Source organism: Streptomyces sp. NPDC044044 (assembly GCF_056434405.1).
This window is the reverse complement of the sequence record NZ_JBWKFG010000012.1, coordinates 91,005-111,170: the sequence shown is the minus strand read 5'-3', so window position 1 is coordinate 111,170 and position 20,166 is coordinate 91,005. Positions and strand designations below refer to the sequence as shown.

At 72.9% G+C, this 20,166-nt stretch carries 21 protein-coding genes; 8 read left to right on the top strand and 13 right to left on the bottom strand.

The window, feature by feature from the left end:
* Nucleotides 1-22 precede the first annotated feature (22 nt).
* Nucleotides 23-703: a 4'-phosphopantetheinyl transferase family protein gene (locus AC07AG_RS37880; RefSeq protein WP_478761471.1), complete on the top strand. Its 681-nt coding sequence runs from the start codon at nt 23-25 to the stop codon at nt 701-703.
* Here the strand turns inward: AC07AG_RS37880 and AC07AG_RS37875 are convergent.
* Both AC07AG_RS37875 and AC07AG_RS37870 read right to left on the bottom strand, forming a co-directional pair.
* Nucleotides 678-2,306 carry an amidohydrolase gene (locus AC07AG_RS37875; RefSeq protein ID WP_478761196.1) on the bottom strand — a complete coding sequence of 543 codons (1,629 nt, stop codon included), beginning with the start codon at nt 2,304-2,306 and terminating at the stop codon, nt 678-680. The genes AC07AG_RS37880 and AC07AG_RS37875 overlap by 26 nt on opposite strands.
* Before the next feature lie 17 nt (nt 2,307-2,323).
* Nucleotides 2,324-3,772: an APC family permease gene (locus AC07AG_RS37870; protein WP_478761194.1), complete on the bottom strand. Its 1,449-nt coding sequence runs from the start codon at nt 3,770-3,772 to the stop codon at nt 2,324-2,326.
* A gap of 126 nt (nt 3,773-3,898) precedes the next feature.
* Between AC07AG_RS37870 and AC07AG_RS37865 the strand changes: the two genes are divergently transcribed.
* Nucleotides 3,899-4,543: a TetR/AcrR family transcriptional regulator gene (locus AC07AG_RS37865; protein ID WP_478761192.1), complete on the top strand. Its 645-nt coding sequence runs from the start codon at nt 3,899-3,901 to the stop codon at nt 4,541-4,543.
* Between the two features lie 52 nt (nt 4,544-4,595).
* Here the strand turns inward: AC07AG_RS37865 and AC07AG_RS37860 are convergent, their stop codons facing one another.
* A complete protein-coding gene (locus tag AC07AG_RS37860) occupies nt 4,596-5,273 on the bottom strand; it encodes a transcriptional regulator (RefSeq protein WP_478761190.1) in 678 nt (225 codons plus the stop codon).
* A 92-nt stretch (nt 5,274-5,365) separates the two neighbouring features.
* Here AC07AG_RS37860 and AC07AG_RS37855 point away from each other — a divergent pair, with 92 nt between their 5' ends.
* The 3 genes from AC07AG_RS37855 (at nt 5,366) to AC07AG_RS37845 (ending at nt 7,091) form a co-directional block, all read left to right on the top strand.
* Nucleotides 5,366-5,821 carry a tellurite resistance TerB family protein gene (locus AC07AG_RS37855; RefSeq protein ID WP_478761189.1) on the top strand — a complete coding sequence of 152 codons (456 nt, stop codon included), beginning with the start codon at nt 5,366-5,368 and terminating at the stop codon, nt 5,819-5,821.
* A 187-nt stretch (nt 5,822-6,008) separates the two neighbouring features.
* A complete protein-coding gene (locus AC07AG_RS37850) occupies nt 6,009-6,584 on the top strand; it encodes a TerD family protein (RefSeq protein WP_478761188.1) in 576 nt (191 codons plus the stop codon).
* A gap of 99 nt (nt 6,585-6,683) precedes the next feature.
* Nucleotides 6,684-7,091 (top strand): CoA-binding protein, encoded by a 408-nt coding sequence (locus tag AC07AG_RS37845; protein WP_478761186.1) that lies wholly within the window; start codon nt 6,684-6,686, stop codon nt 7,089-7,091.
* A gap of 118 nt (nt 7,092-7,209) precedes the next feature.
* On the opposite strand, the gene AC07AG_RS37840 is transcribed toward AC07AG_RS37845, so the two are convergent.
* Complete coding sequence (locus tag AC07AG_RS37840; protein ID WP_478761185.1) at nt 7,210-8,067, bottom strand: ABC transporter permease; 858 nt, start codon at nt 8,065-8,067, stop codon at nt 7,210-7,212.
* The gene (locus AC07AG_RS37835) at nt 8,064-8,996 is read right to left on the bottom strand and encodes an ABC transporter ATP-binding protein (protein WP_478761470.1); all 933 of its coding nucleotides are present in this window, start codon (nt 8,994-8,996) and stop codon (nt 8,064-8,066) included. Before AC07AG_RS37835 ends, AC07AG_RS37840 begins: the two co-directional genes overlap by 4 nt.
* A 202-nt stretch (nt 8,997-9,198) precedes the next feature.
* Between AC07AG_RS37835 and AC07AG_RS37830 the strand changes: the two genes are divergently transcribed.
* Nucleotides 9,199-10,062, top strand: a complete 864-nt coding sequence (locus AC07AG_RS37830) for a GbsR/MarR family transcriptional regulator (RefSeq protein WP_478761183.1) — start codon at nt 9,199-9,201, stop codon at nt 10,060-10,062.
* A gap of 75 nt (nt 10,063-10,137) precedes the next feature.
* On the opposite strand, the gene AC07AG_RS37825 is transcribed toward AC07AG_RS37830, so the two are convergent.
* Nucleotides 10,138-10,725, bottom strand: a complete 588-nt coding sequence (locus AC07AG_RS37825) for a hypothetical protein (protein ID WP_478761181.1) — start codon at nt 10,723-10,725, stop codon at nt 10,138-10,140.
* A gap of 215 nt (nt 10,726-10,940) precedes the next feature.
* On the opposite strand from AC07AG_RS37825, the gene AC07AG_RS37820 reads away from it, so the two are divergent.
* The gene (locus AC07AG_RS37820; protein ID WP_478761179.1) at nt 10,941-12,659 is read left to right on the top strand and encodes an AfsR/SARP family transcriptional regulator; all 1,719 of its coding nucleotides are present in this window, start codon (nt 10,941-10,943) and stop codon (nt 12,657-12,659) included.
* A gap of 42 nt (nt 12,660-12,701) precedes the next feature.
* Here AC07AG_RS37820 and AC07AG_RS37815 read toward each other — a convergent pair whose 3' ends face one another.
* The 5 genes from AC07AG_RS37815 to AC07AG_RS37795 all read right to left on the bottom strand — a co-directional run bounded on the left by AC07AG_RS37815 (nt 12,702) and on the right by AC07AG_RS37795 (nt 17,365).
* The gene (locus tag AC07AG_RS37815) at nt 12,702-13,295 is read right to left on the bottom strand and encodes a sigma-70 family RNA polymerase sigma factor (protein ID WP_478761178.1); all 594 of its coding nucleotides are present in this window, start codon (nt 13,293-13,295) and stop codon (nt 12,702-12,704) included.
* 163 nt (nt 13,296-13,458) lie between these two features.
* A complete protein-coding gene (locus AC07AG_RS37810) occupies nt 13,459-14,193 on the bottom strand; it encodes a hypothetical protein (protein WP_478761176.1) in 735 nt (244 codons plus the stop codon).
* 150 nt (nt 14,194-14,343) lie between these two features.
* A complete protein-coding gene (locus AC07AG_RS37805; RefSeq protein ID WP_478761174.1) occupies nt 14,344-14,850 on the bottom strand; it encodes a copper chaperone PCu(A)C in 507 nt (168 codons plus the stop codon).
* Nucleotides 14,847-17,150, bottom strand: a complete 2,304-nt coding sequence (locus AC07AG_RS37800; protein WP_478761172.1) for a heavy metal translocating P-type ATPase — start codon at nt 17,148-17,150, stop codon at nt 14,847-14,849. Before AC07AG_RS37800 ends, AC07AG_RS37805 begins: the two co-directional genes overlap by 4 nt.
* The gene (locus tag AC07AG_RS37795) at nt 17,147-17,365 is read right to left on the bottom strand and encodes a hypothetical protein (RefSeq protein ID WP_478761171.1); all 219 of its coding nucleotides are present in this window, start codon (nt 17,363-17,365) and stop codon (nt 17,147-17,149) included. The genes AC07AG_RS37800 and AC07AG_RS37795 overlap by 4 nt, the downstream gene beginning before the upstream one ends.
* 144 nt (nt 17,366-17,509) lie before the next feature.
* On the opposite strand from AC07AG_RS37795, the gene AC07AG_RS37790 reads away from it, so the two are divergent.
* Nucleotides 17,510-18,457 carry an erythromycin esterase family protein gene (locus AC07AG_RS37790; protein WP_478761170.1) on the top strand — a complete coding sequence of 316 codons (948 nt, stop codon included), beginning with the start codon at nt 17,510-17,512 and terminating at the stop codon, nt 18,455-18,457.
* Between the two features lie 42 nt (nt 18,458-18,499).
* Here the strand turns inward: AC07AG_RS37790 and AC07AG_RS37785 are convergent, their stop codons facing one another.
* Both AC07AG_RS37785 and AC07AG_RS37780 read right to left on the bottom strand, forming a co-directional pair.
* The gene (locus AC07AG_RS37785) at nt 18,500-19,336 is read right to left on the bottom strand and encodes a lysophospholipid acyltransferase family protein (protein ID WP_478761169.1); all 837 of its coding nucleotides are present in this window, start codon (nt 19,334-19,336) and stop codon (nt 18,500-18,502) included.
* Entirely contained in the window at nt 19,333-20,136 is an 804-nt protein-coding gene (locus AC07AG_RS37780) for a GNAT family N-acetyltransferase (protein WP_478761167.1), read from the bottom strand. The genes AC07AG_RS37785 and AC07AG_RS37780 overlap by 4 nt, the downstream gene beginning before the upstream one ends.
* Between the last annotated feature and the right edge of the window lie 30 nt (nt 20,137-20,166).

The following is a 20,166-nucleotide window of genomic DNA, read 5'->3' as shown; positions in this document are numbered from 1 at the left end:
CCAAGTCCCCCGCCGCGCCGACGTGTTGGAGTCGCTGCTCGCCGCTGCGCCCGTCACCGTCGTGGAGACCCGCGAGGACCCGGCCGACCCCTTCCTGTTCCCCGAGGAGGCGAGCGTCGTGGCGCGGGCCGTGGACAAGCGGCGCCGCGAATTCGCCACGGTCCGGCAGTGCGCCCGTACCGCCCTGTCCGAACTCGGCATACCGCCCGTGCCGATCCTGCCTGGCCCCAAGGGCGCACCGCGCTGGCCCGACGGCATCGTCGGCAGCATGACGCACTGCGCGGGCTACCGCGCCGCGGTCGTGGCCCGCGCCTCGGCGGTCCGGTCCATCGGCATCGACGCGGAGCCGGCCGCTCCGCTCGCCGACGCGGATGTCCTGAAGCTGGTCTCGGACGAGACGGAGCGCGCGGCCCTCGCCGGCCTCGGCATCCGGCATCCGGACGTCCCCTGGGACCGGCTGCTCTTCAGCGCCAAGGAGTCCGTCTACAAGACGTGGTTCCCGCTCACCGGGCGCTGGCTCGGCTTCGAGGAAGCCCGCATCGACCTGGACCCGGACGGCACGTTCAGCGCGGCGCTCCTCGTCCCCGGGCCGACGGTGGCGGGCCGCGAGCTGACGGGGTTCCGGGGCACCTGGCAGATACGCGACGGCATCGCCGTCACCGCGATCGTCCTGCCCCTCACGCCTCCGGCGACCGGTACGTAGCGACGCCGCCGAGCCACGTGCCGAGCACCCGCACGTGCCGGATGGCCATGGGGTCGACCGTGCGCGGGTCGGCGGAGAGCAGGACCAGATCCGCGGGCGCACCGGGCACGAGCGCGACGCGGTCGTCGGCGCCCGCCTGATGGGCGACGCCGCTGGTGGCCGCGGCAAGCGCCTGTTCCACGGTGAGCCGCTGGTGCGGGGTCCAGCCGTCCCGCGGCATCCCGTCGAACGTGCGCCTGGTGACGGCGACTTGGATGCCCTCAAGCGGCTCGTACGAGCTGACGGGCCAGTCGCTGCCGAAGGAGAGCCGCACCCCGTCGCGCGCCAACTCCCCCATGGGGTACTGCCGGTCGGACCGTTCGGCGCCGATCCGCGGCATCGACAGATCGGTCTGGAGCGGGTCGGGCTGCGCCCACAGGGGTTCGAAGTTGGCGATGACGCCGAGCGCGGCGAAGCGCGGCAGGTCGGCCGGGTCGACGAGCTGGACATGGGTGATCACGGGCCGCCGGTCCCAGGCCGGATTGGCGCGGACCGCGGACTCCACCGCGTCGAGCGCGGCCCGTACACCCGCGTCCCCGATGGCATGGATGTGCGTCTGGAAGCCGTCGGCGTCGAACGCGCACACCGCATCGGCGAGCGCGCTCGGCTCCCACACCGGCATACCGCAGCTGTGCGGCGCGTCCAGATAGGGGTCGAGCAGCGCGGCCGTGCCGCCCTCGATCACGCCGTCGCTGAAGTACTTGACCGTGCGCGCCGACAGCAGCGGGCCTCCCTCGGCCGCCACGCGCCCGCGCACCGCGCCGAACAGCTCCCGCTGCTTGCGCCAGTGGTCGGGGTCGGCGCGCTGGGCCAGGTCCACGCGGACGCTCAGGGCGTCGTGCCGGGCCGCCGCGAGATAGGCCTCCGCCATCTCCGGTTCGACCCAGGCGTCCTGCACCCAGGTGATGCCCGCACGCGCGTACGCCTGGCCGGCGCGGCGCACGGCTTCGACCAGTTCGGCCTCGTCGCGGGCCGGCACCTGGTCGAGCACCAGGTCGCAGGCGTGCCATTCGCGCAGGGTGCCCATGGGCGAGCCGTCGGGGCGCCGGACGATCCAGCCGAGGCGCGGATCGGGCGTCGCGTCCCGCACGCCGGCCCGGCGCAGGGCTTCCGTGTTGCACCACACCGTGTGGTAGTCGTACGCCCGCAGCACGACCGGCCGTCGGGCCACCGCCGCGTCGAGCCACCGCGCGTCGAACTCGCCGCCGGGCGCGAGCGCGGGGTCGTAGGACGCGCCGACGATCCACTCCGCCTCCGGGTGCGCGTCCGCCCACCGTCCGACCTCCGCGACGATCGCGTCGACCGAGGTGAGGTCCTTGATCTGCGGCCCGAAGCTCTCCAGACCACCGAAGAGAGGGTGGGCGTGCCCGTCACCGAAGGCGGCAAGGAGCAGTCCGGCCCCCAACTCGACCACGTCGTCCGCCACTTCGGCGAGCGCGCGGGCCTCGTCCCCGAGCGCGACGACGCGTCCGTCACGCACGGCGAGCGCCGTGGTGTCCGGCTGGGTGTCGCTTCCGGTGCGCACCGCCCCCAGGAACACCCGCGTTCCCGTCTCTTCCCTCATGCCGCCCCGCCCCTCCATCACACGCTCTCCGCGTCCACCGTGGTCAGCCGTTCGTACGCCCCCGGATCACGCCGCCGGATCCACCGGGCCCTCGCCACCCCCGCCGCGAACAGGACGGGCAGCGGTGCGACGAGTGCCGCGTCGACGCCGTTCGAAGCCCCCGTCAGGAGACCGAGGTTGGCACACACCAGGGCGATCAGTACCACGAGGCCCACGCAGGCGGTCAGCGGGGCCGCGACCACCCGCCAGGCGGGCATGCCCCTGCGCTCACGCCGGAAGAATCCGTACACCGCGAGCGCGGCGAGCGCCTGCATCAGCATCACACCGAGGATTCCGGAGCCGTTGCTCCACAGGAAGGTGACGGTGTAGGGGTCTGCGCCGCTGACGACGGTCACGGCGACCACGGCCAGCGCGATGGCCGACTGTGCCACGACCGCTGCCACGGGGGCCCGCGTCCTCGGGGAGACGGCGGCGAGGCGGCGCGGCAGCAGCCCTTCGCGACCCAGGGCGTAGAAGTAGCGGGCGGCGCCGTTGTGGAAGGCGAGGGTCGCGGCGAAGGCGCTGGTGATGATCAGTACGTGCATGGAGTCGGCGGCCCAGGCCCCGGCGAACCGCTCGGTGGCCGTGAAGACCATGTCGGCGCCGCCCTCGCCGTCGGCGACCGTCTGGGCGCGGCCGGATCCGTACGCGTTGATGATCATCCATACCGTGAAGGTGTAGAAGAGCGCGAGGAACGCCACAGCGATGCAGGTGGCGCGCGGCACCGTGCGCTCCGGCTCCCTCGCCTCCTCCGCGTAGATGGCCGTCGCCTCGAACCCGACGAAGGCACCGACGGCGAGCACGAACATGCCGCCCACCCCTGAGTTCCCCAGATGCTCCGGGGAGAGCGTGCCCGCGTCGAGCCCCTGCGGACCGCCGCCGTGCGCGAACAGGCCCGCCTCGAAGACCAGCAGTACGAGGACTTCGAGGACCAGCGCGACACCGAGGACCTTGGCGCTGAACGTGACCTTCAGATAGCCGAGCACACCGATGGCGACGAGTCCGGCGAGCGCCCAGACCCACCAGGCGACGCGCACCCCGGTCAGGTCGTCGAACCCGGACTCGGTGAACCACCCGAAGGCGACGAGCAGTCCGACCTCGATGGCGTTGTACGCGAAGAGCGCGACGTACGCGGATCCCGCTCCCGCCGGGCGTCCGAGCCCGCGGCCGATGTAGGCGTAGAAGGCGCCTGCGTTGCGGACGAAGCGGCTCATCGCGGTGAATCCGGCCGCGAAGACGATGAGCAGCAGCCCCGACATCAGGTAGCCGAGCGGCGCCGCCTGCCCCGCCATGCCGATCGCCAGCGGGGCCACGGCGGCCATCACGGTCAGCGGCGCGGCCGCGGCCACGACGAAGAAGACGAGATCGCCGGTGCCGACGGCGCCGCCGCTCAGGCCCTTGGCGGCGCGGGAGGTGGGTGCGGTCACGCGGGCACTCCAAGGGGTCGGGCCTGCAGGTCCAAAAACTAAGGCCTTTAGTCCGGGCTGGGCAGGACCGTACTCTGCACACGGACGGCTGTGAAGACCCCGTCCGGAGAAGGGAGTTGCCAGGCCATGGGCAGAGGGAGACCTCGCATACCGGTGCTCAGCGCCGATCTGATAGCGCGGGAGGCCCTCGCGCTGATCGACGCCGAGGGGGCCGACGCGTTCAGCCTGTCCCGCCTGGCCGAGCGGCTCGGGGTGAAGACCGCCTCGCTCTACAACCATCTGGACGGCCGCGCCGAGGTCATCGAGGGCGTACGGCGCCTGATCGTCGAGGAGATGGACGTCTCCGCCTTCGACAGGCTGCCGTGGCCCGACGCCCTTGCCGCGTGGGCCCGTTCGTACCGTGACGCGTTCGCCGGGCACCCGCACGCGATCGACCTGCTGGCCACCACGACCATCAGCTCGCCGGCCACGCTCAGCATGTACGAGGCGGTCGTCGCGGCGCTGGCCCGTGGCGGCTGGCCGCAGGAACGTCTGGTCACGGCGCTGACCAGCGTCGAGTCCTTCCTCCTCGGCTCGTCGCTCGACCTCGTGGCGCCGCCGCTGATGATCGACCCCGCCGGCCACGCGCCCCGGGTGCCTGTCCTGGCGGCCGCGCTGGAGGGGTCCATCGGTGGCGACAAGGCGGGGCGGGCCGAGGAGGCGTTCGCGGCGGGGCTCGACGCGCTGATCCGCGGTCTTGTGGCTCAACTCGCGCAGTTCCGGGGGGAGTAGGGCGCGGGTGAGTTCCGGGGCGCCGACGTCGGCCAGAGGCGATCAGAGGCGGTCAGAGGCCGTGCGTGGGGTCGGCGAGTGTCTCCCAGAACATCGCCTCGTAGCGCTGCAGCAGCCTGCCGTGGCGCAGAGCGGACCCTGTCGCGTCCAGGCCCCGGTCCATGCCCGCGCGCACGGCGGCGAGCGCCTGCCGCTCCAGGTCGGGCGCGGGCTCCGCGAAGAAGGCGAAGAACGCGCAGGCCTCGTCGCTGAAGCCGTAGTGGACGGGGAGCGCCTGGGCCAGCGTCGCGCAACAGGCGCCCCAGGCGGCGAAGTTGGCGGTCAGGGCGAGGACCACGTCGACGGGAGCGCCGTTCAGGGCGAGCCAGGCCACGTACGCCGGATAGGCCTGGCAGCCGGCGCGCGGTTCGTAGGCGTCGGCGTCGGCCTTGTCCACGCCGCACGCCGCAACCAGGGCACCGAGCCGTTCGAAGGCGAGCGTCTCGCCTTCGGCGAGGGTGCGGAAGAAGGCCGCGCACGCGTCTTCCCCCGCGGCGGCCGAGCGTTCGGCCAGGTGCAGGAAGGACCGGCGGTCGGCGGGGATCACGGAGCGCTGCTCCAGAGCGAGAGCGGTGATCGCGGAACGGTTGGCGGTGCCGTCCGCGAACCTCGGGACGAGCGGGTTGGCCGCCGGATCAGGTGCGAGCCGCGCGGCCACGGCGTCGAGCAGTTCCTGTGCGGTCCGTGTCATCGTCCGTCCTCCCTGCCTTCGGCGGAACTTCTCGGCACTCCTGCTAGTTTCTACAGTGCTGTAGAAACTAGAAATCAACGTACGGAGCTCTCATGGCCCTGTGGGACCGCGTCAAGGAATCCGCATCGACGATGCAGACCCAGCTCATGGCGAAGAAGAACGACCTCAAGAGCGGCGCCTTCCGCGACTCCAGTATGGCGATGTGCGCCCTCGTGGCGGCCGCGGACGGCTCCATCGACCCGTCGGAGCGACAGCGCGTGGCCCAGCTCATCGCCACCAACGAAGTGCTGCAGAACTTCCCGGCCGACGAGTTGCGCCGCCGCTTCGAGCAGAACGTCGACAAGCTGACCGCCGACTTCGCGTTCGGCAAGGTCAGCGTGTTGCAGGAGGTCGCCAAGGCGAAGAAGAAGCCCGCCGAGGCGCGCGCCGTGATCCAGATCGGCATCGTCATCGGCGGCGCGGACGGCGACTTCGACCAGACGGAGCGGGCCGTCGTACGGGAGGCGTGCTTCGCACTCGACCTGCCGCCGCACGAGTTCGACCTCTGAACCACCACCGCCGCCGGAGCGCTCACGACCGGACAGCTGTCTTGACGACTCTCTTGACGGCCCCTTGAGGAGCGCCACATCGTAACGGGACGCGGCAAACCAGTTACTTCTACAGTGTTGTAGATTTTAACCTCCGGCCCTGACCACGGCCGGTACGCACTTCACCTCAGGACATCAGGAGGACATCGTGGGAGTTTCCCTGGCCAAGGGCGGCAATGTCTCGCTCAGCAAGGAGGCCCCCGGCCTCACCGCCGTCCTGGTCGGCCTGGGCTGGGACGTCCGCACGACCACCGGCACGGACTACGACCTGGACGCGAGCGCGCTGCTCTGCGACGAATCGGGGAAGGTCGTCTCCGACGAGCACTTCATCTTCTACAACAACCTCAAGAGCCCCGACGGTTCGGTCGAGCACACCGGCGACAACCTCACCGGTGAGGGCGAGGGCGACGACGAGGCCGTGAAGGTGAACCTCGCGGCGGTCCCCGGCACGATCACGAAGATCGTCTTCCCGGTCTCCATCCACGACGCCGAGAACCGCGGCCAGAGCTTCGGCCAGGTCCGCAACGCCTTCATCCGCGTGGTCAACCAGGCGGACAACGTGGAGATCGCTCGCTACGACCTCTCCGAGGACGCCTCGACGGAGACCGCCATGGTCTTCGGCGAGCTCTACCGCCACGGCGCCGAGTGGAAATTCCGCGCGGTCGGCCAGGGTTATGCGAGTGGGCTGCGCGGCATCGCGTCGGACTTCGGCGTGAATGTCTGACGTACGCGTCTGACGTACACGTCTGAGGCACGCGTCTGACGTAGGCGTCTGAGGCACGCAGCCCCATCCACCCACCATCGGCGGCAGAAGGAGCGGGACGTGTACGGCGATCCGGCAACAGTGCGCAAGATCCTGACGGAGCTCGGGGACACCTGGGCGGTCGTGGGCCTGTCCACGAACGAGGAACGAGCGGCGTACGGGGTCGCGGGCGTCCTGCAGCGCTACGGCAAGCGCATCGTGCCCATCCACCCGAAGGCCGAGACGGTGCACGGCGAGAAGGGCTATCCGTCCGTCTCCGCCGTGCCCTTCAAGATCGACGTCGTGGACGTCTTCCTCAACAGCGCCCTCGCGGGCCAGGCCGCCGAGGAGGCCGTCGCGATCGGCGCGCAGGCGGTCTGGTTCCAGCTGGGCGTCATCGACGAGGCGGCGTACGAGCGGACGCGGGCGGCAGGCCTGGAGATGGTGATGGACCGCTGCCCGGCGATCGAACTGCCGATGCTGCGGTAACGCTCCGCCGGGGGCGCGGTGAGGGTGCGCGGGCGCGGGCCGGTGATCGACCCGCGGGCCGGTGGGGGCCGGTCGCGCAGTTCCCCGCGCCCCTGACGGGCGCGGGGAAACCCCGCCGTCACCCCACCCGCCGCAGCGCCCTCTCCCGTCGCGCCGCCACGCTGGAGCCCGACTCCCTGCGTGCCATGCGGCGCAGCACGACCGGGGCCACGAGCAGGCCCAGCACGGCCCAGGCCCCCAGCACCCCGGCCGTCTCCCAGTGCCGCCAGGAGTCGGCGATCTCGATCGCGGCCGCGTCGTCCGGCAGCAGGGCCGAGCGCATACCGAGACCGAGCCAGTAGATGGGGAACGCCTGAGCGACCCATTGCAGCCAGTCCGGCATCGCGGTGATCGGGTAGAAGATGCCGGAGATCGCGATCATGCCGAGGATCGGCAGCTGGATCAGGCCCTGGCTGCGCGCGCTGGTGAACACCGAGCCGAGGACCGCGCCGATGGGCAGGGTCGCGACCATGCCCAGGAGAAGGACCCAGGTCAGCGTCGCCCAGGAGCCGGGGCCGCCGATCGCGAGGCCCCCGACGATGAAGATCCCGGGAATCAGCAGGATCGCCAGGTCGGCGAGCAGGCCGCCCGCCACGGAGACGACCTTGCCGATGAGGTAGCCCGGCATCCCGTTCGGCGTCGCCTTGGCGCGCAGCAGGGTGCCGTCCTCGCGTTCGGCGGTGAGCGCCTGGCTCATGCTGACCATGCCCATCGCGGCGTTCATGCCCAGGATGCTCGGCAGGGCGAGGGTGCCGAGCAGGAGTCCGCTGGTGCCGAACGCCGTGTCCCGCATGAAGAACATGACGGTCAGCATCAGGACCGGCCACAGCAGATGTGACAGCACGTCACCGCCGTTGGTGAAGGACTGCCGCAGTTCGATCAGGCCACGGCTCCAGCCCGCCCGGACCGCAACGCTCGTCGCGCTCGTCGCGCTCACCGGGCCACCGCCTTTCCGGTCCCGTGCGTCGCGCCGGTCCCGTACGCAGCACCGGTCCCGCGCGCCGTCCCGATCTCGCCCTGCCCCTGGCCCTGACCCTGACCTCGGACCAGCGCCAGATAGGTGTCCTCCAACGAGGCCCTGCGGACCTCCAGTTCGCCCACGCCATCGCCGTACTCGCGGAACAACTCACGGACGAAAGCCGTCGATTCGGCCGTCGACTTCACGAAGTGCCGCCCGCCGCACGTCCAGCGCACCTCGTCCTCCCCCGCGATCCGCCGCGCCAGCTCGTCCGCCGAACCGTCCGCGATGATCCGGCCCCCGGAAAGGATCATGATGCGGTCGGCGAGCTTGCCCGCCTCGTGCAGGTCGTGCGTCGTGAGCAGGATCGTGGTCTCGTGATCGTCGGCGAGGCGGTGGACGAGTTCGTGGAACTCCTGCCTGGCCTCCGGGTCGAAGCCCGCGGTGGGCTCGTCCAGGAACAGCAGTTCCGGGCGGCCCACGATGCCGATCGCCACGTCCAGCCTGCGCCGCTGTCCGCCGGACAACGTCTTGATCTTCTTGCCCGCGTGCGCGGTCAGGCCGACCGCCGCCATGAGTTCGTCGGTGTCCCACGGCCGCCGGATGGTGCCGGTGGAGTAGGGCGCGTAGTACGTCCCGAGGTGCGCGAGGAGCTCGCGCACCCGCCACTTGCCGTGGTCGCGCCAGGACTGCAGCACGACCCCGATGCGCGCACGCCATGCCTCGGTGCCGAGCGCCGGGTCCGTGCCGAGCACCCTGACCCGGCCCGCCGAGCGCATGCGGAACCCTTCCATGATCTCGATGGTGGTGGTCTTACCCGCCCCGTTGGGCCCGAGCAGGGCGACCACTTCGCCGTGCCTGGCCCGGAACGTCACGTCGCGCAGCACGTCCGCCGTGCCGTAGCGCATGCGCAGCCCTTCGACATCGAGCACGACGTCCTCGCTCGTCGTCGTCACATCAACTCCTCGCCGTATCCGTTCAGATGTCGGCGAAGCTACGTTGCATTCAGTAGGCCATCAATGAATAACTGACCCGGAAGCCCTACCCAGTAGGGGATTTCGAGGATCTGTTGCAATGAACTTGCCGATGAACGCAAGGAGGCCCACGCGTATGCCGGGAGGCAGGCTGACCCACCAGGACCGCAGCCACATCGGCGCGGGTCTCGCCGATGGGCTCAAGTACACCGAGATCGCCAGAAGCCTCGGCAGGCCGACGTCGACCATCAGCCGTGAGGTGACGCGCAACGGCGGGCCCGACGCGTACCGCGTCGACCACGCCCACCTCGCCACCGGGCGACGCGCCCGCCGGCGCAGGCAGGCCCCTCGCCGTGAACCGGCCGAGCCCGCCGACGCGTACGGACGCGATCCCGGTGCCGTACGCGACTTCGCCGAGCAGCTCGCGGCGCTCATGGTCAGGACCGGGGTGCCCCGCATGGCCGCGCGGGTCCTTGCCCGCCTGATCACCGACGACTCCGGCAGTCTGACCGCCGCGGACCTCGTCCAGCGGCTGCGGGTCAGCGCCGCTTCGGTGTCCAAGGCCGTGGGCTACCTGGAGGGCCTTGAGGTGATCGGCCGCGTACGCGACCCGGGGCACCGTCGCGAGCGGTACGTCATCGACGACGACGTCTGGCTCCGGGCGTGGACGACGAGCGCCCAGAAGCACGCGATGTGGGCCGAGACCGCTCAGCGAGGGATAGACGTGCTCGACGCGGCGACGCCCGCGGGCTCCCGGCTCGACCGGATGAGCCAGTTCTTCGCGACCCTCAGCGACGACATGAGCGGCGGCACCGAGGCCGTCGACGACGCACTGACGGTACTGGCCGCACTGCGGCACGCGGGCGCACCTCTGACGGAACACCAACTGGCCACGGCCCTGGCCTGGCCCCGGGAACGGGTCACCGGCGCACTGCGCCTCAGCGGGCCGGACCGGCTCACTCCGGCGCAGCTCAAGGCCTTGCGGCAAATTGCCTCGTAGCCGTGGCCGCCCTGGACAGGGGAAGCGCCCCGCACGCCGGGCAGTCAGGGTGCGGGGCACTTCGTGCGGGGTCCGCTACGGGATGTCCGCGCGGAACTTCTTCGTCAGGTCCGCTCCCCGGATCACGCCGCCCGAGTGGTACTTGAGCCCCCACGCGTCGATCACCGAACCGTCGGCGAACATGCAGGCGGAGACGACGTTCGAGGGGTTGGTCTCACCCTTCTTGGCCCAGCCTCCGCCGTCCGTCGACTTCGGGCCGTACAGGGCGGTGCCGTTGATGGACTTGCAGTAGCCCAGGGACGGGTTGCCGGGGTGGCCGCCCGGGTCGGCGGGCTTGTGGACGTAGGCGAGCGCGGCCAGCGTGGGCTTGTCCGCGGCGAGGCTGTCGGCGCCGATCGTGATCTTGGTGCCGTCCTCGCCGGTGAAGACGCACATCTCGCGTTCGCCGCCGAGCCGGACGATCTGCGTTCCGGTCTTGGTGTAGTACGGGACCTGCTTCTGCGCGGTACCGCCCTGCTTCTTGCACCAAGTGGCGTCGGCGGACGCACGCTTGGCGGCGGACCCGGCCGCGGGCGCGGCGGGACTGTCGGCGGCGCTGGCCGCGACGGCACTGCCCGAGAGCAGCAACGCGACGCCCACGGAAAGGACTTGGGAACGCTTCACGCTTCCTCCAGAGAGGGGACACAGGGGACGGCAGCTGTGATCGGCAATATCTTCGGGAGGCTTTCTCCGCAGGTCAACGCGTTCTCGTGAGCGCGCGGGCGGCCTGGCGAAGTCGACGTGATCGGGTGCGCGTGACCCGTCTGACGTGGGGCGACGAGGGGCGCGATCCGGCCAGTAATGCGCCGGTAACAGGCCGGTGGGAGTGAGCAGTTAGAGTGACTGCCCTCATGGGCGGCACGGGCGGAACGGCACACGCGTACGACACTCAGGGGAGCCCCTGCACCTCTCCCCCCGTGCTCCGCATCCAGCTGCTCGGCGGCTTCCGTGCGGAGCGGGTCGGCGGTGTGCAGCCCGCCGAGCGGTGGCCGCGCCCCGGCGCCCGGACGCTGGTGAAACTGCTCGCCCTCGCTCCGGGGCACCAGCTGCACCGCGAGCACATCATGGCGGCGTGCTGGCCGCACGCGGAACTCCCTGCCGCGCAGCGGAACTTGCGCGTCGCGGTGCACACGGCACGCCACGCCCTCGAACCCGAGCTGACACCCCGGTCGGCTTCCTCGTACGTGGTGACCGACGGGGCGCTGCTGCGCCTGGCCCCGGGCGCGGTCCAGGTCGACACGGACCGCGCCCGGTCCGTGGCCGAAAGCGCTCTGATCGACGGCGACACGGCCCAACTGGCCGCCGCGCTGGCGGCGTTCACCGGTGAGCTGCTCCCCGAGGACCGCTACGCCCCCTGGGCCGAACCGCACCGCACCCGCATCGCCGAGCTCCGCGACCGGGTCGTGCTCGCCCTCGCGGAGGCACAGCTCGCGGCGGGCGAGGCACAGCAGGCCTGCGCGAGCGCCCGCCTCCTCCTGGAGTCCGCCCCCGCGGACGAACGGGCCCACCGCGTCCTGATCAGAGCCTGGCTGCGGCAGGGGATGCGGCGCGCGGCGATCCGGCAGTACGAGCTGTGCGCGCAGGCCATCGACGCCGCCGACCCGGGAGCGCGTCCGGGCCCCGAGACGGCAGAGCTCCACCGCGCGGCGCTCGACCGGCCCGCCGAGCCCGAGGCGGACGCGGCACGGGTGCGCGTGGACTGGGCCCGCACCCTGGAGCGTTCCGGCCGCTACGCCGAGGCGGTCCGCGTCCTGCGGGAGGCGCTCGCGGCATACGAACTCCAACGCAGCGCCGACGCCTGTACGTTGACGGCCACCCGCCTCGCGGAGATCCTGGCCCACACCGCGACGCCCCGGGAGGCCCGCACGATCCTCGACGCATACCCGCCGGACCCGGACGCCGCGGCGGACGTGCGCGCTGCGCACCGCATGGCGGAGTCGATGATCCTGTTCCACGAGGGGCGGTACGAGGCGGGGCTCGCTGCGGCGCGCGTCGCGCACGTGGCGCTCGGGCCGGACGCGGACGGCACCCTGCTCGCGCGCTGCCTGGCCCAACAGGCGATCTGCCACGGTCTGTTGGGGCGCCACGAAGACGCCATCGGGCCCGCCGAGCAGGCGCTCGCACCGGCCGAGGAGTCCGGCGACCCGGCCCTCCTCGCCACCGTCCTGTCCGTCCTGCGTGAGAACGCGCGCCGCGCGGGGCTGCACCGCAAGGCGCTCGGCCACGGGCGGCGCGCCCTCACCCTCGCCGAGCAGGCCGGGCGGCCCACGGCCACCGCCTTCGAGCGCGCCAATCTCGCCGAGATCCATCTGCTGCTCGGCGAGGTGGACGAGGCGGAGCAGCTCGCGGACGCGGCCGTCGGTCTCGCCGAGCCGTTCGGCGGCACGGTCCTGGCGTTCGCGCTCACGGCGCTCGCCCGGGTGCGGACGCCCGCCGATCCGGACCGCGCCCGCGCCCTCCTCGACCGGGCCGAGCGCTGCGCGGCCGACGGCGGGCACCAGCAGGCCGTGGACGAGGTGCGGGCGGCGCGCGCGGAGCTGGCCGCCCGCACCGGCTGACGGCCGCCCGGCGTCTCCACCGGGCGGCCTCAGGGCGGCGCGTCAGGCCGCGGCGCCCGCCAGCGCGGGGCGCTCCGCCTCCCGCAGCCGTTCCATCAGCGCGATGCGGGCCCGCGCCACACGCGAGCGGACCGTGCCCACCGGACAGCCGGTGAGCAGCGCGGCCTCCGCGTAGGGCAGCCCCAGGAGCTGGGTGAGGACGAAGGCCTCACGCCGCTCGTCGGGCAGCGTCGCGAGCAGGTCGGCGAGGACCACGCCGTCGTCGAAGCCCGGCAGCCCTCGGGGCTGGGCCCGCTCCGCGGCGGACTGCCAGTCGTCCGTGTCGGAGAGACGGGGCCGGGCCGCGGCGTGCCGCAGGCTGTCGATCACCGCGCGCCGGGCGATGGAGAGCAGCCATGTGCGGGCGGACGAGCGCCCTTCGAAGCGGTGCAGGCTGCCGAGGGCCCGCAGGAACGTGTCCTGCGTCAGGTCGTCGGCCGCCTGCGGGTCGCCGCCGAGGTATGTCACGTACCGGCGGACGTCCCGGTGCAGGGCGCGTACGAAGTGCTCGACCGCTTCGGGGTCTCCGGCGCGGGCGGCGAGCGCCCAGGCCGTTATCGACTCGTCGGGTGAGCTGGGCAGGGCAGGAATGATCACCTGGTGTCCTTCTCGGGATCCGGGACCCGGATACGCCGTGTCCACGTGCGTCCGGCGTATCCGGTGAGGGGGGTACGGCCGCACGCGAGTGCGTACGACCGATGCCCGAGCCGCCCGGCCGCGCGCGATGCGGCGCGCGGGAACGGCGTCGGGGAGCCGGCTGTCAGGCGACAGCGGTCCCCGCGGGCGGACCCCGAGAAGTGATGGCGTGCACGAGGAGCAACTGCCGCGGCCGGCCCGCCGCACGGTGGCGATGACGCCGGATGCGGGGACGGTGGGCGGGCGCCGGCAGTGCGAGAGGCACCCGCAGCGGCGCGACGAGCCATCCCGCGAAGGCGCGCGCGATGCGGAAGACCGCGCGTTCGCCGTGCGCGAGCCAGAGGCCGCAGAGAAGCGCGGCGAGAAGGTGGGCGGCGAGCATGCCGGTCGGCGACATGCCGCTCATGTCGTGGCCGCCGCCCATGTGTTCCATGTGCTCCATGGAAGAGGCGGCCGAGGGCATGGGCGTCGTCCCCGAGGCGGTCATCGGCGCCGCCATGGCCGAGCCCTGGCCCGCCCCCGCCGGGTCGGCGTCCATCGGCGCCGCGCAGAGCATGTGCTGCACCCACCGCCGCCCGAGCGTGGCTCCGCCCGCGGGCTGCGCGGCGGCCTGCGCCAGGGAGAACCCCGAGTGCAGCGCGGCCTGCGCGGCCACCGTCACGGAGACGACCAGCGCCAGCCCGCGCTCGCGCCCGGCCAGCGTCCACGCCGTGCCGCCGACCGCGACGGCTCCGGCACCCAGCGTCCACGAGGGCACCGAGGCTCCGGACATCAACACGTGCCCCAGGGCAGCGAGCAGTACACAGACGGCGGCGAACACCGCAGCCCGTACCGCGCGAGAACACCACCCGTCAGTCATGGCGGGGCCATCTTTGCATTCGCGCCCCTCCTTTCACGGAGGGGTACGCGAAATGAACCCGGACCGCTCACCCGCCCCGCGCGTGTGAGCCACGGCACATCGACCCGAGGGAACTGGGCGGCTCTCCGCTCCGACCTCTGGTGAGGACCGCTAGCGCGGCCGGACCACGACCGCGTCGGCCCGGATGCTTCCCCCGTCCCGGAAGTGCAGCGTGAAGGGCACCGTGTCGCCCGCCTGCCACCGGCCGCGCGCCCGCAGCATCACGTTGGTGCCGAGCGGCGACATCGTCAGGGTCCCGTGCGCCGGGACCTCCGCCGATGCGGCGCCGCTCATGTAGGCCGCCCGGCCTTCCGTGGTCCGGTGGCGGCCCAGCATGGTCTGGTCGGCGGCCCGGGAGTCCGAGGTGATGCCGGTGAGGCGGTCCGCCGATCCGCCCCTGTTGGTGATGCGGAAGTACGCGGAGGTGTCCCTCGTGTCCCCGTAGGGCAGGAACACCCGCCCCGCCCCGACCTCGATCCGCGCGGGCCTGCCCGCACCGCCCGCGCCCACCCACGTGGTGAGCCCGCCGAGCGCGACGGCACAGGCCGTGACGGGGGCGAGCGCCGCGAGCAGGGGTGCGCGGAGGCGGCGGGCCGCCGACCGGAAGTCCTCGCTCATCGCGTGCCGCCCTTCCGTGCCCGCGCCGGACGCGGCCGCCAGGTGCGCAGCCGCAGGCTGTTGCCCACCACCAGGAGCGAGCTTGCCGACATCGCGGCCGCCGCGACCATGGGGTTGAGGAGGCCGACCGCCGCCAGGGGCACCGTGACCACGTTGTAGCCGAAGGCCCAGCCGAGGTTGGTCCGGATCGTGCGCAGGGTGCGCCGGGCCAGCAGGACCGCGTCCGCGACGGTCTCGATGTCGCCGCGTACGAGCGTGACATCGGCGGCCCCGATGGCCGCGTCGGTGCCGCCGCCCATCGCGATGCCGAGATCCGCGCCCGCGAGGGCCGCCGCGTCGTTCACGCCGTCCCCGATGACCGCGACACGGTGGCCCTGCTCCCTCAACTCCCGTACGAGGTCGGCCTTTCCCTCGGGTGTGCAGCGTGCGTGGACCTCGGTGATGCCGAGGTCGGCGGCGATCGCGCGGGCGGTCGGCTCGCGGTCACCCGTGGCGAGCACGGGACGTACGCCGAGGCGGCGGAGCCGGTCGACGGCTCGGTAGCTTCCGGGGCGCACGACGTCGCCGATCGCGATCAGGGCCTGGGCCGTGCCGTCCACGCGGACCACGACCGGGGTGTGCGCTGCGGCTTCGGCGGCGGCAAGCGCCCGGGACAGCTCTTGGGGCAACTCGCCCTCGGGAGCGCCTGCTTCCACGAAGCGGCCCTCGACGCGGCCGCTCACCCCGACGCCCGGCGTGGCGTGGAACTTGGTCACCTGCGGCAGCGGACGCCCCGCGTACGCGACGACCGCCCGGCCCAGCGGATGTTCCGCGCCCCGCTCCACCGCACCGGCGAGCCGCAGTACCTCCTCGCGCCCGAACCCGTCCGCCGTCACGGTGACGCGGGCGACGCTCATCCGCCCGGAGGTGAGCGTGCCGGTCTTGTCCAGGACGACGGCATCGACGTCCCGCAGGGTCTCCAGGGCCCGCGGGCCCCGCACCAGGACGCCGAGTCGGGCTCCGCGGCCCGTGGCGGCGAGCAGGGCGGTGGGGGTCGCGAGGCCGAGCGCGCAGGGGCAGGCCACGACCAGGATCGCCACGCACGCCGTCACGGCGGACTGCGGGGCGGCTCCCGCGCCGAGCCAGAAGCCGAGCACCGTGACGGCCAGCGCGAGCACCACCGGCACGAACCCGCCCGCCACCGTGTCCGCGAGCCGCTGGGCGCGCGCCTTGCCGGCCTGGGCCTCGGTGACCAGACGGGTGATGCGGGCGAGCCGGGTGTCGGCGCCGACGGCCGTGGCGCGCACCAGGAGCAGCCCGCCGACGTTGACGGCACCACCGGTCACCGGCGTTTCGGGGCCGACCTCGACGGGCTCGCTCTCCCCTGTGATCAGGGAGAGGTCCAGGGCCGAACTGCCCTCCCGCACCACCCCGTCGGTGGCGACCCGCTCCCCCGGGCGCACGACGAAGCTCTGGCCCACGCGGAGGCGGGCGAGAGGGATGCGCCGTTCCGTGTCGCCGTCGCGGACCTCGACGTCCTTGACGGTCAGGCTCGCGAGCGAGCGCAGCGCGGCACCCGTCCCCCGCCGGGCGCGCGCCTCCAGATACCGCCCCGTCAGGACGAACAGCGGTACGGCGACCACCGCTTCGAGGTAGATGTGCGCGGCCCCGTCCGGCGCGGACGGCAGCAGGCTGAACGGCATCCGCATGCCGGGGTCGCCCGCACCGCCGAGGAAGAGCGCGTACGAGGACCAGGCGAACGAGGCGACGACGCCGAGCGAGACGAGGGTGTCCATGGTCGCCGCCGAGTACCGCAGGCCCCGCAGCGCGCGGGCGTGGAAGGGCCAGGCGCCCCAGACGGCGACCGGTGCGGCCAGCATGAAGCACAGCCACTGCCAGTTGCGGAACTGCAGGGCGGGCGCCATCGAGAGGATGAGCACGGGGGCCGCGAGCAGGGCCACGATCAGCAGGCGGTCGCGTTCGCCTCGCGCCTGCTTTCCTTGCGCCTGCTCTCCTTCTGACTGTTCACCTCGCGCCTGTTCCGGCCCTCCATGCGCGGGCTCGGGGAGCGGTTCCGGCTGCCGGACGGGTTCCGCCGTGCAACCCGCCCGCTCCACCGCCGCGACGAGTTCGCCGAGGGGGACCGTGCTCGGATGGGTCACCCGGGCCCGCCCGGTGGCCAGGTTCACCACCGCGCTCACGCCGTCCAGTCTGCCGAGCCGCTTCTCGACGCGGCCCACGCAGGCACCGCAGGTCATCCCGCCGACGGTCAGATCGGTGATGACGTCAGCGTCCGCTCCGGTGGCCGCGGCCCCGCTCATCGGCCGCCGCCGGAGTGCATGTCGCCCATGCCGCCGCCCCCATGAGACCCGCCGCCACCGCCGTCGCCGGGCCCCTTGTCCGTCTCGGTCTCGGTCCGCTGCATCCCCGGTGCGACAGGGCCGACGGCCTCCCCCACGGCGTACGACACCGCGAAGATCACCGCGAGCAGCGCGAGAAACCCGCAGAGCAGGGGCAGTTGGGGGCGATCGCTCATCGCCGCTCTCCTGACACTCGTGAACGCGACAGCGCGGATCCGTCGCGCCCGCGCCTGTTCAGGAGTCGGCCGCGGAGGAGCCCCAGTTCCCGCGACGCACGAGACGCTTGACCTCGACCGAACTTCAGGAATGAGGCTGGCCCCATGAACAGGACATCAGGAGCAGCCACCGAAGCCGCCGTCGACTGGCTGACCCAGCAAGCCCATCCCCTCACCTCCCTCGACACCCAAGCCCCGTTGGACGATCTGCGGCCACTGGCCGACGCGGTGGCGGATGCCGAGATCGTCGCGCTCGGTGTCGGATCCCGTGCCACGCACGAACTGTCCGTCCTCCAGCACCGGATGCTGCGCCTTCTGGTCGAGGAGCACGGGTTCAGGTCCCTCGTCCTCGAAGGGGATGATCCGGCACGGCTCGGCCTCGACGCGTACGTCCTGACCGGGGCGGGCGATCCGGAGGCGCTGCTCTCCGGGGCCCGCTCCTTCTGGCGGACCGGGGAGATCCTCGACGTGCTGCGCTGGATGCGCGCCCACAACGAACGCGACCCGCACGACCCGGTCCAACTGGCCGTGCCGTCCTCGCAGTCGCCGCCGCCCGGCGCGGGTCTCGCCGAGATCGAGCGGGCCATGGCCGACGAGACGATCCGGTGGCACGAACGCACCCGCCGGAAGACCGTCTACTGGGGCGGCCTCGCCCACACGGCCGTCGGCGACCCCCGGTCGCTCTCCTCCCCTGCGCCCCGGAGCCACCGCAACCTGGGCGGCCACCTGCGCGAGCACTTCGGCAGCGGCTACGCGTCCGTCGGGCTGACCTTCCACCACGGGACCGACTACCCCGTTCCGCCCCTGCGGTTCGCCGAAGCGCTGCTCGGCGCGGCGGACCTGCCCGCGTACTCCCTGGACCTGCGCGCGCGGCGCCCCGCGGCCGTCGACGCCTGGCTCGGCGCCCCGGCCATGACCCGTGTCGTCGGCCCCTTCTACGACGCGCGCGAGGACGCCGACCACCACCTGTCGGGCGGCTCCCTCGCGGAGTGGTTCGACGCCGTGGTACATGTCCGCGAGGTGACGCGAGCCAGGCCCCTCCAAGTCTCCTGAGAACCCAGAGTCACTCGGGCAGCTCAGACATGAGCGGGCGGCTCAGACATGAGCGGGCATCTCATCGGCACCCACGGCCGCTTGGGCCTCGGCGGCCAGCTCCCGGCGGTCGGACCCGTGCAGCGGAGCGTGCGCGGTGACCCGCACGGTCAGTCCACGGGCGCGGGCCACACGGTGCAGCGAGGCCCCGAAGGTCTCGTCACCGAGGAAGGCGGCCGTGGTGGTTCGGGTGCCGTGCTGGTAGTAGCGGATGGTCACGGGCCGCACGGGCGCGCCCGCGTCGGCCGCCGCCTGGAAGGTGGCCCGGCGGAACCGGCCGCCGGACACGGAACACCAGGTCGTCGCCTGCGGGAAGACGAGGACGGAGCGGCCCGAGCGCAGGGTCGACGCCACATCGGCCACCGCATGCGGAAGTTGACGCAGCCCGTCGCGGTCGATGAACTGGGACCCGGCCCGCCGGGCCAGCGTGCCGATGACCGGCCACTGGCCGACCTCCCGCTTGGCGAGGACCGTCACGGGCTCGACGGCCAGCAGGCTGACGACGTCGAGCCAGGAGATGTGATTGGCGACGATCAGGGTGCCGGGCCGCGGGCCGTTCACGGTGGACCGCGGACCGTTCACCGTGCCGGGCCGGGGACCGTCCGCCGTCAGCCTCCGCGGCTCCTCCTCGATGCGTACGCCGAGCGCGCCCAGGATCCCCCGGGCCCGCTCCCGCAGCGCGTGGGGCTCGGCGAGCCCCTCGCCCTGCGCCACGCCCAGGCCGATCTCGTACGACAACGCCGCGTACCGGCGGACCAGTTCGGCCCGCGGCACCCGTGGCGCCCGGCCCGTGACGCAGGCCGGGGTGCACAGCGCGCCCGTGGCTCCCGCGGGGCTCACGGCGTCTCCCCCAGGAAGTAGCGGCGGTAGCGGTCGCCCAGCCGGTCCATGTCGAGGAGGACGAAGAAGTCCGCGACGTCGAACTCGGGGTCGTGGGCAGGTGCCCCGCACATCCACGCGCCGAGGCGCAGGTACCCCCTCAGGAGCGGCGGCAGATCGGCATAGGTCGGCCGGCCGGCCACCGTCGGCGCGGTGGGCACCCACGGTCGCCGGGGCTGCACCCGCAGCTCGGGCGGCGACGCGTGCTTGGACGTGCCGAGCAGCCAGGCGCTCGACGCCGCCCTGCCGCCGTCGGACAGCGGCACCGAGGCGCAGCCCGCCAGATAGCGGTGGCCGGAGAGCAGGACGTAGCGGGCGAGCGCCGACCACATCAGGTTGATCACCGCACCGGAGCGGTGGTCCGGGTGCACGCAGGAGCGGCCCGCCTCGATCGTGGAGGACCGCAGCCCCTCCAGCGCGCGCAGGTCGAACTCGCTGTCGGAGTAGGACCGCTGGGCCCGCCCGGGAGGCAGCAGGCGGTAGGTGCCGACGACCTCGCCGGTGGTGGTGTCGGTGACGATCAGGTGGTCCACGAGGTCGTCGTAGGGGTCCACGTCGTGGCCGGGCAGGGAGGTGTGGAGCGTGGCGCCCATCTCCTCGCCGAAGACACGGAAGCGCAGGCGCTGCGCGGCCCGGATCTGCTCCTGGGAGTCGGCGATGGAGGTGACGTACGCCTTGGAGACGGCGGGGCCGGTGGGCATGGCGGGAGCGGTGGGAGTGGCGGGAGCGGTCGGCGTCGAGGCAGCTGATGTCGAGGGCATGACAGATCCGGTCTCCGTTCGGGGAGTGGC

Bases quoted from the DNA above. Each gene is read 5' to 3' on its own strand.
- AC07AG_RS37835 (WP_478761470.1), bottom strand. From the start codon at position 8,996: ATGCGCTACGGCACGGCGGACGTGCTGCGCGACGTGACGTTCCGGGCC.
- AC07AG_RS37875 (WP_478761196.1), bottom strand. From the start codon at position 2,306: ATGAGGGAAGAGACGGGAACGCGGGTGTTCCTGGGGGCGGTGCGCACC.
- AC07AG_RS37795 (WP_478761171.1), bottom strand. From the start codon at position 17,365: ATGAGCGATCGCCCCCAACTGCCCCTGCTCTGCGGGTTTCTCGCGCTG.
- AC07AG_RS37800 (WP_478761172.1), bottom strand. From the start codon at position 17,150: ATGAGCGGGGCCGCGGCCACCGGAGCGGACGCTGACGTCATCACCGAT.
- AC07AG_RS37865 (WP_478761192.1), top strand. From the start codon at position 3,899: ATGGGCAGAGGGAGACCTCGCATACCGGTGCTCAGCGCCGATCTGATA.
- AC07AG_RS37780 (WP_478761167.1), bottom strand. From the start codon at position 20,136: ATGCCCTCGACATCAGCTGCCTCGACGCCGACCGCTCCCGCCACTCCC.
- AC07AG_RS37790 (WP_478761170.1), top strand. From the start codon at position 17,510: ATGAACAGGACATCAGGAGCAGCCACCGAAGCCGCCGTCGACTGGCTG.
- AC07AG_RS37855 (WP_478761189.1), top strand. From the start codon at position 5,366: ATGGCCCTGTGGGACCGCGTCAAGGAATCCGCATCGACGATGCAGACC.
- AC07AG_RS37830 (WP_478761183.1), top strand. From the start codon at position 9,199: ATGCCGGGAGGCAGGCTGACCCACCAGGACCGCAGCCACATCGGCGCG.
- AC07AG_RS37805 (WP_478761174.1), bottom strand. From the start codon at position 14,850: ATGAGCGAGGACTTCCGGTCGGCGGCCCGCCGCCTCCGCGCACCCCTG.
- AC07AG_RS37860 (WP_478761190.1), bottom strand. From the start codon at position 5,273: ATGACACGGACCGCACAGGAACTGCTCGACGCCGTGGCCGCGCGGCTC.
- AC07AG_RS37810 (WP_478761176.1), bottom strand. From the start codon at position 14,193: ATGACTGACGGGTGGTGTTCTCGCGCGGTACGGGCTGCGGTGTTCGCC.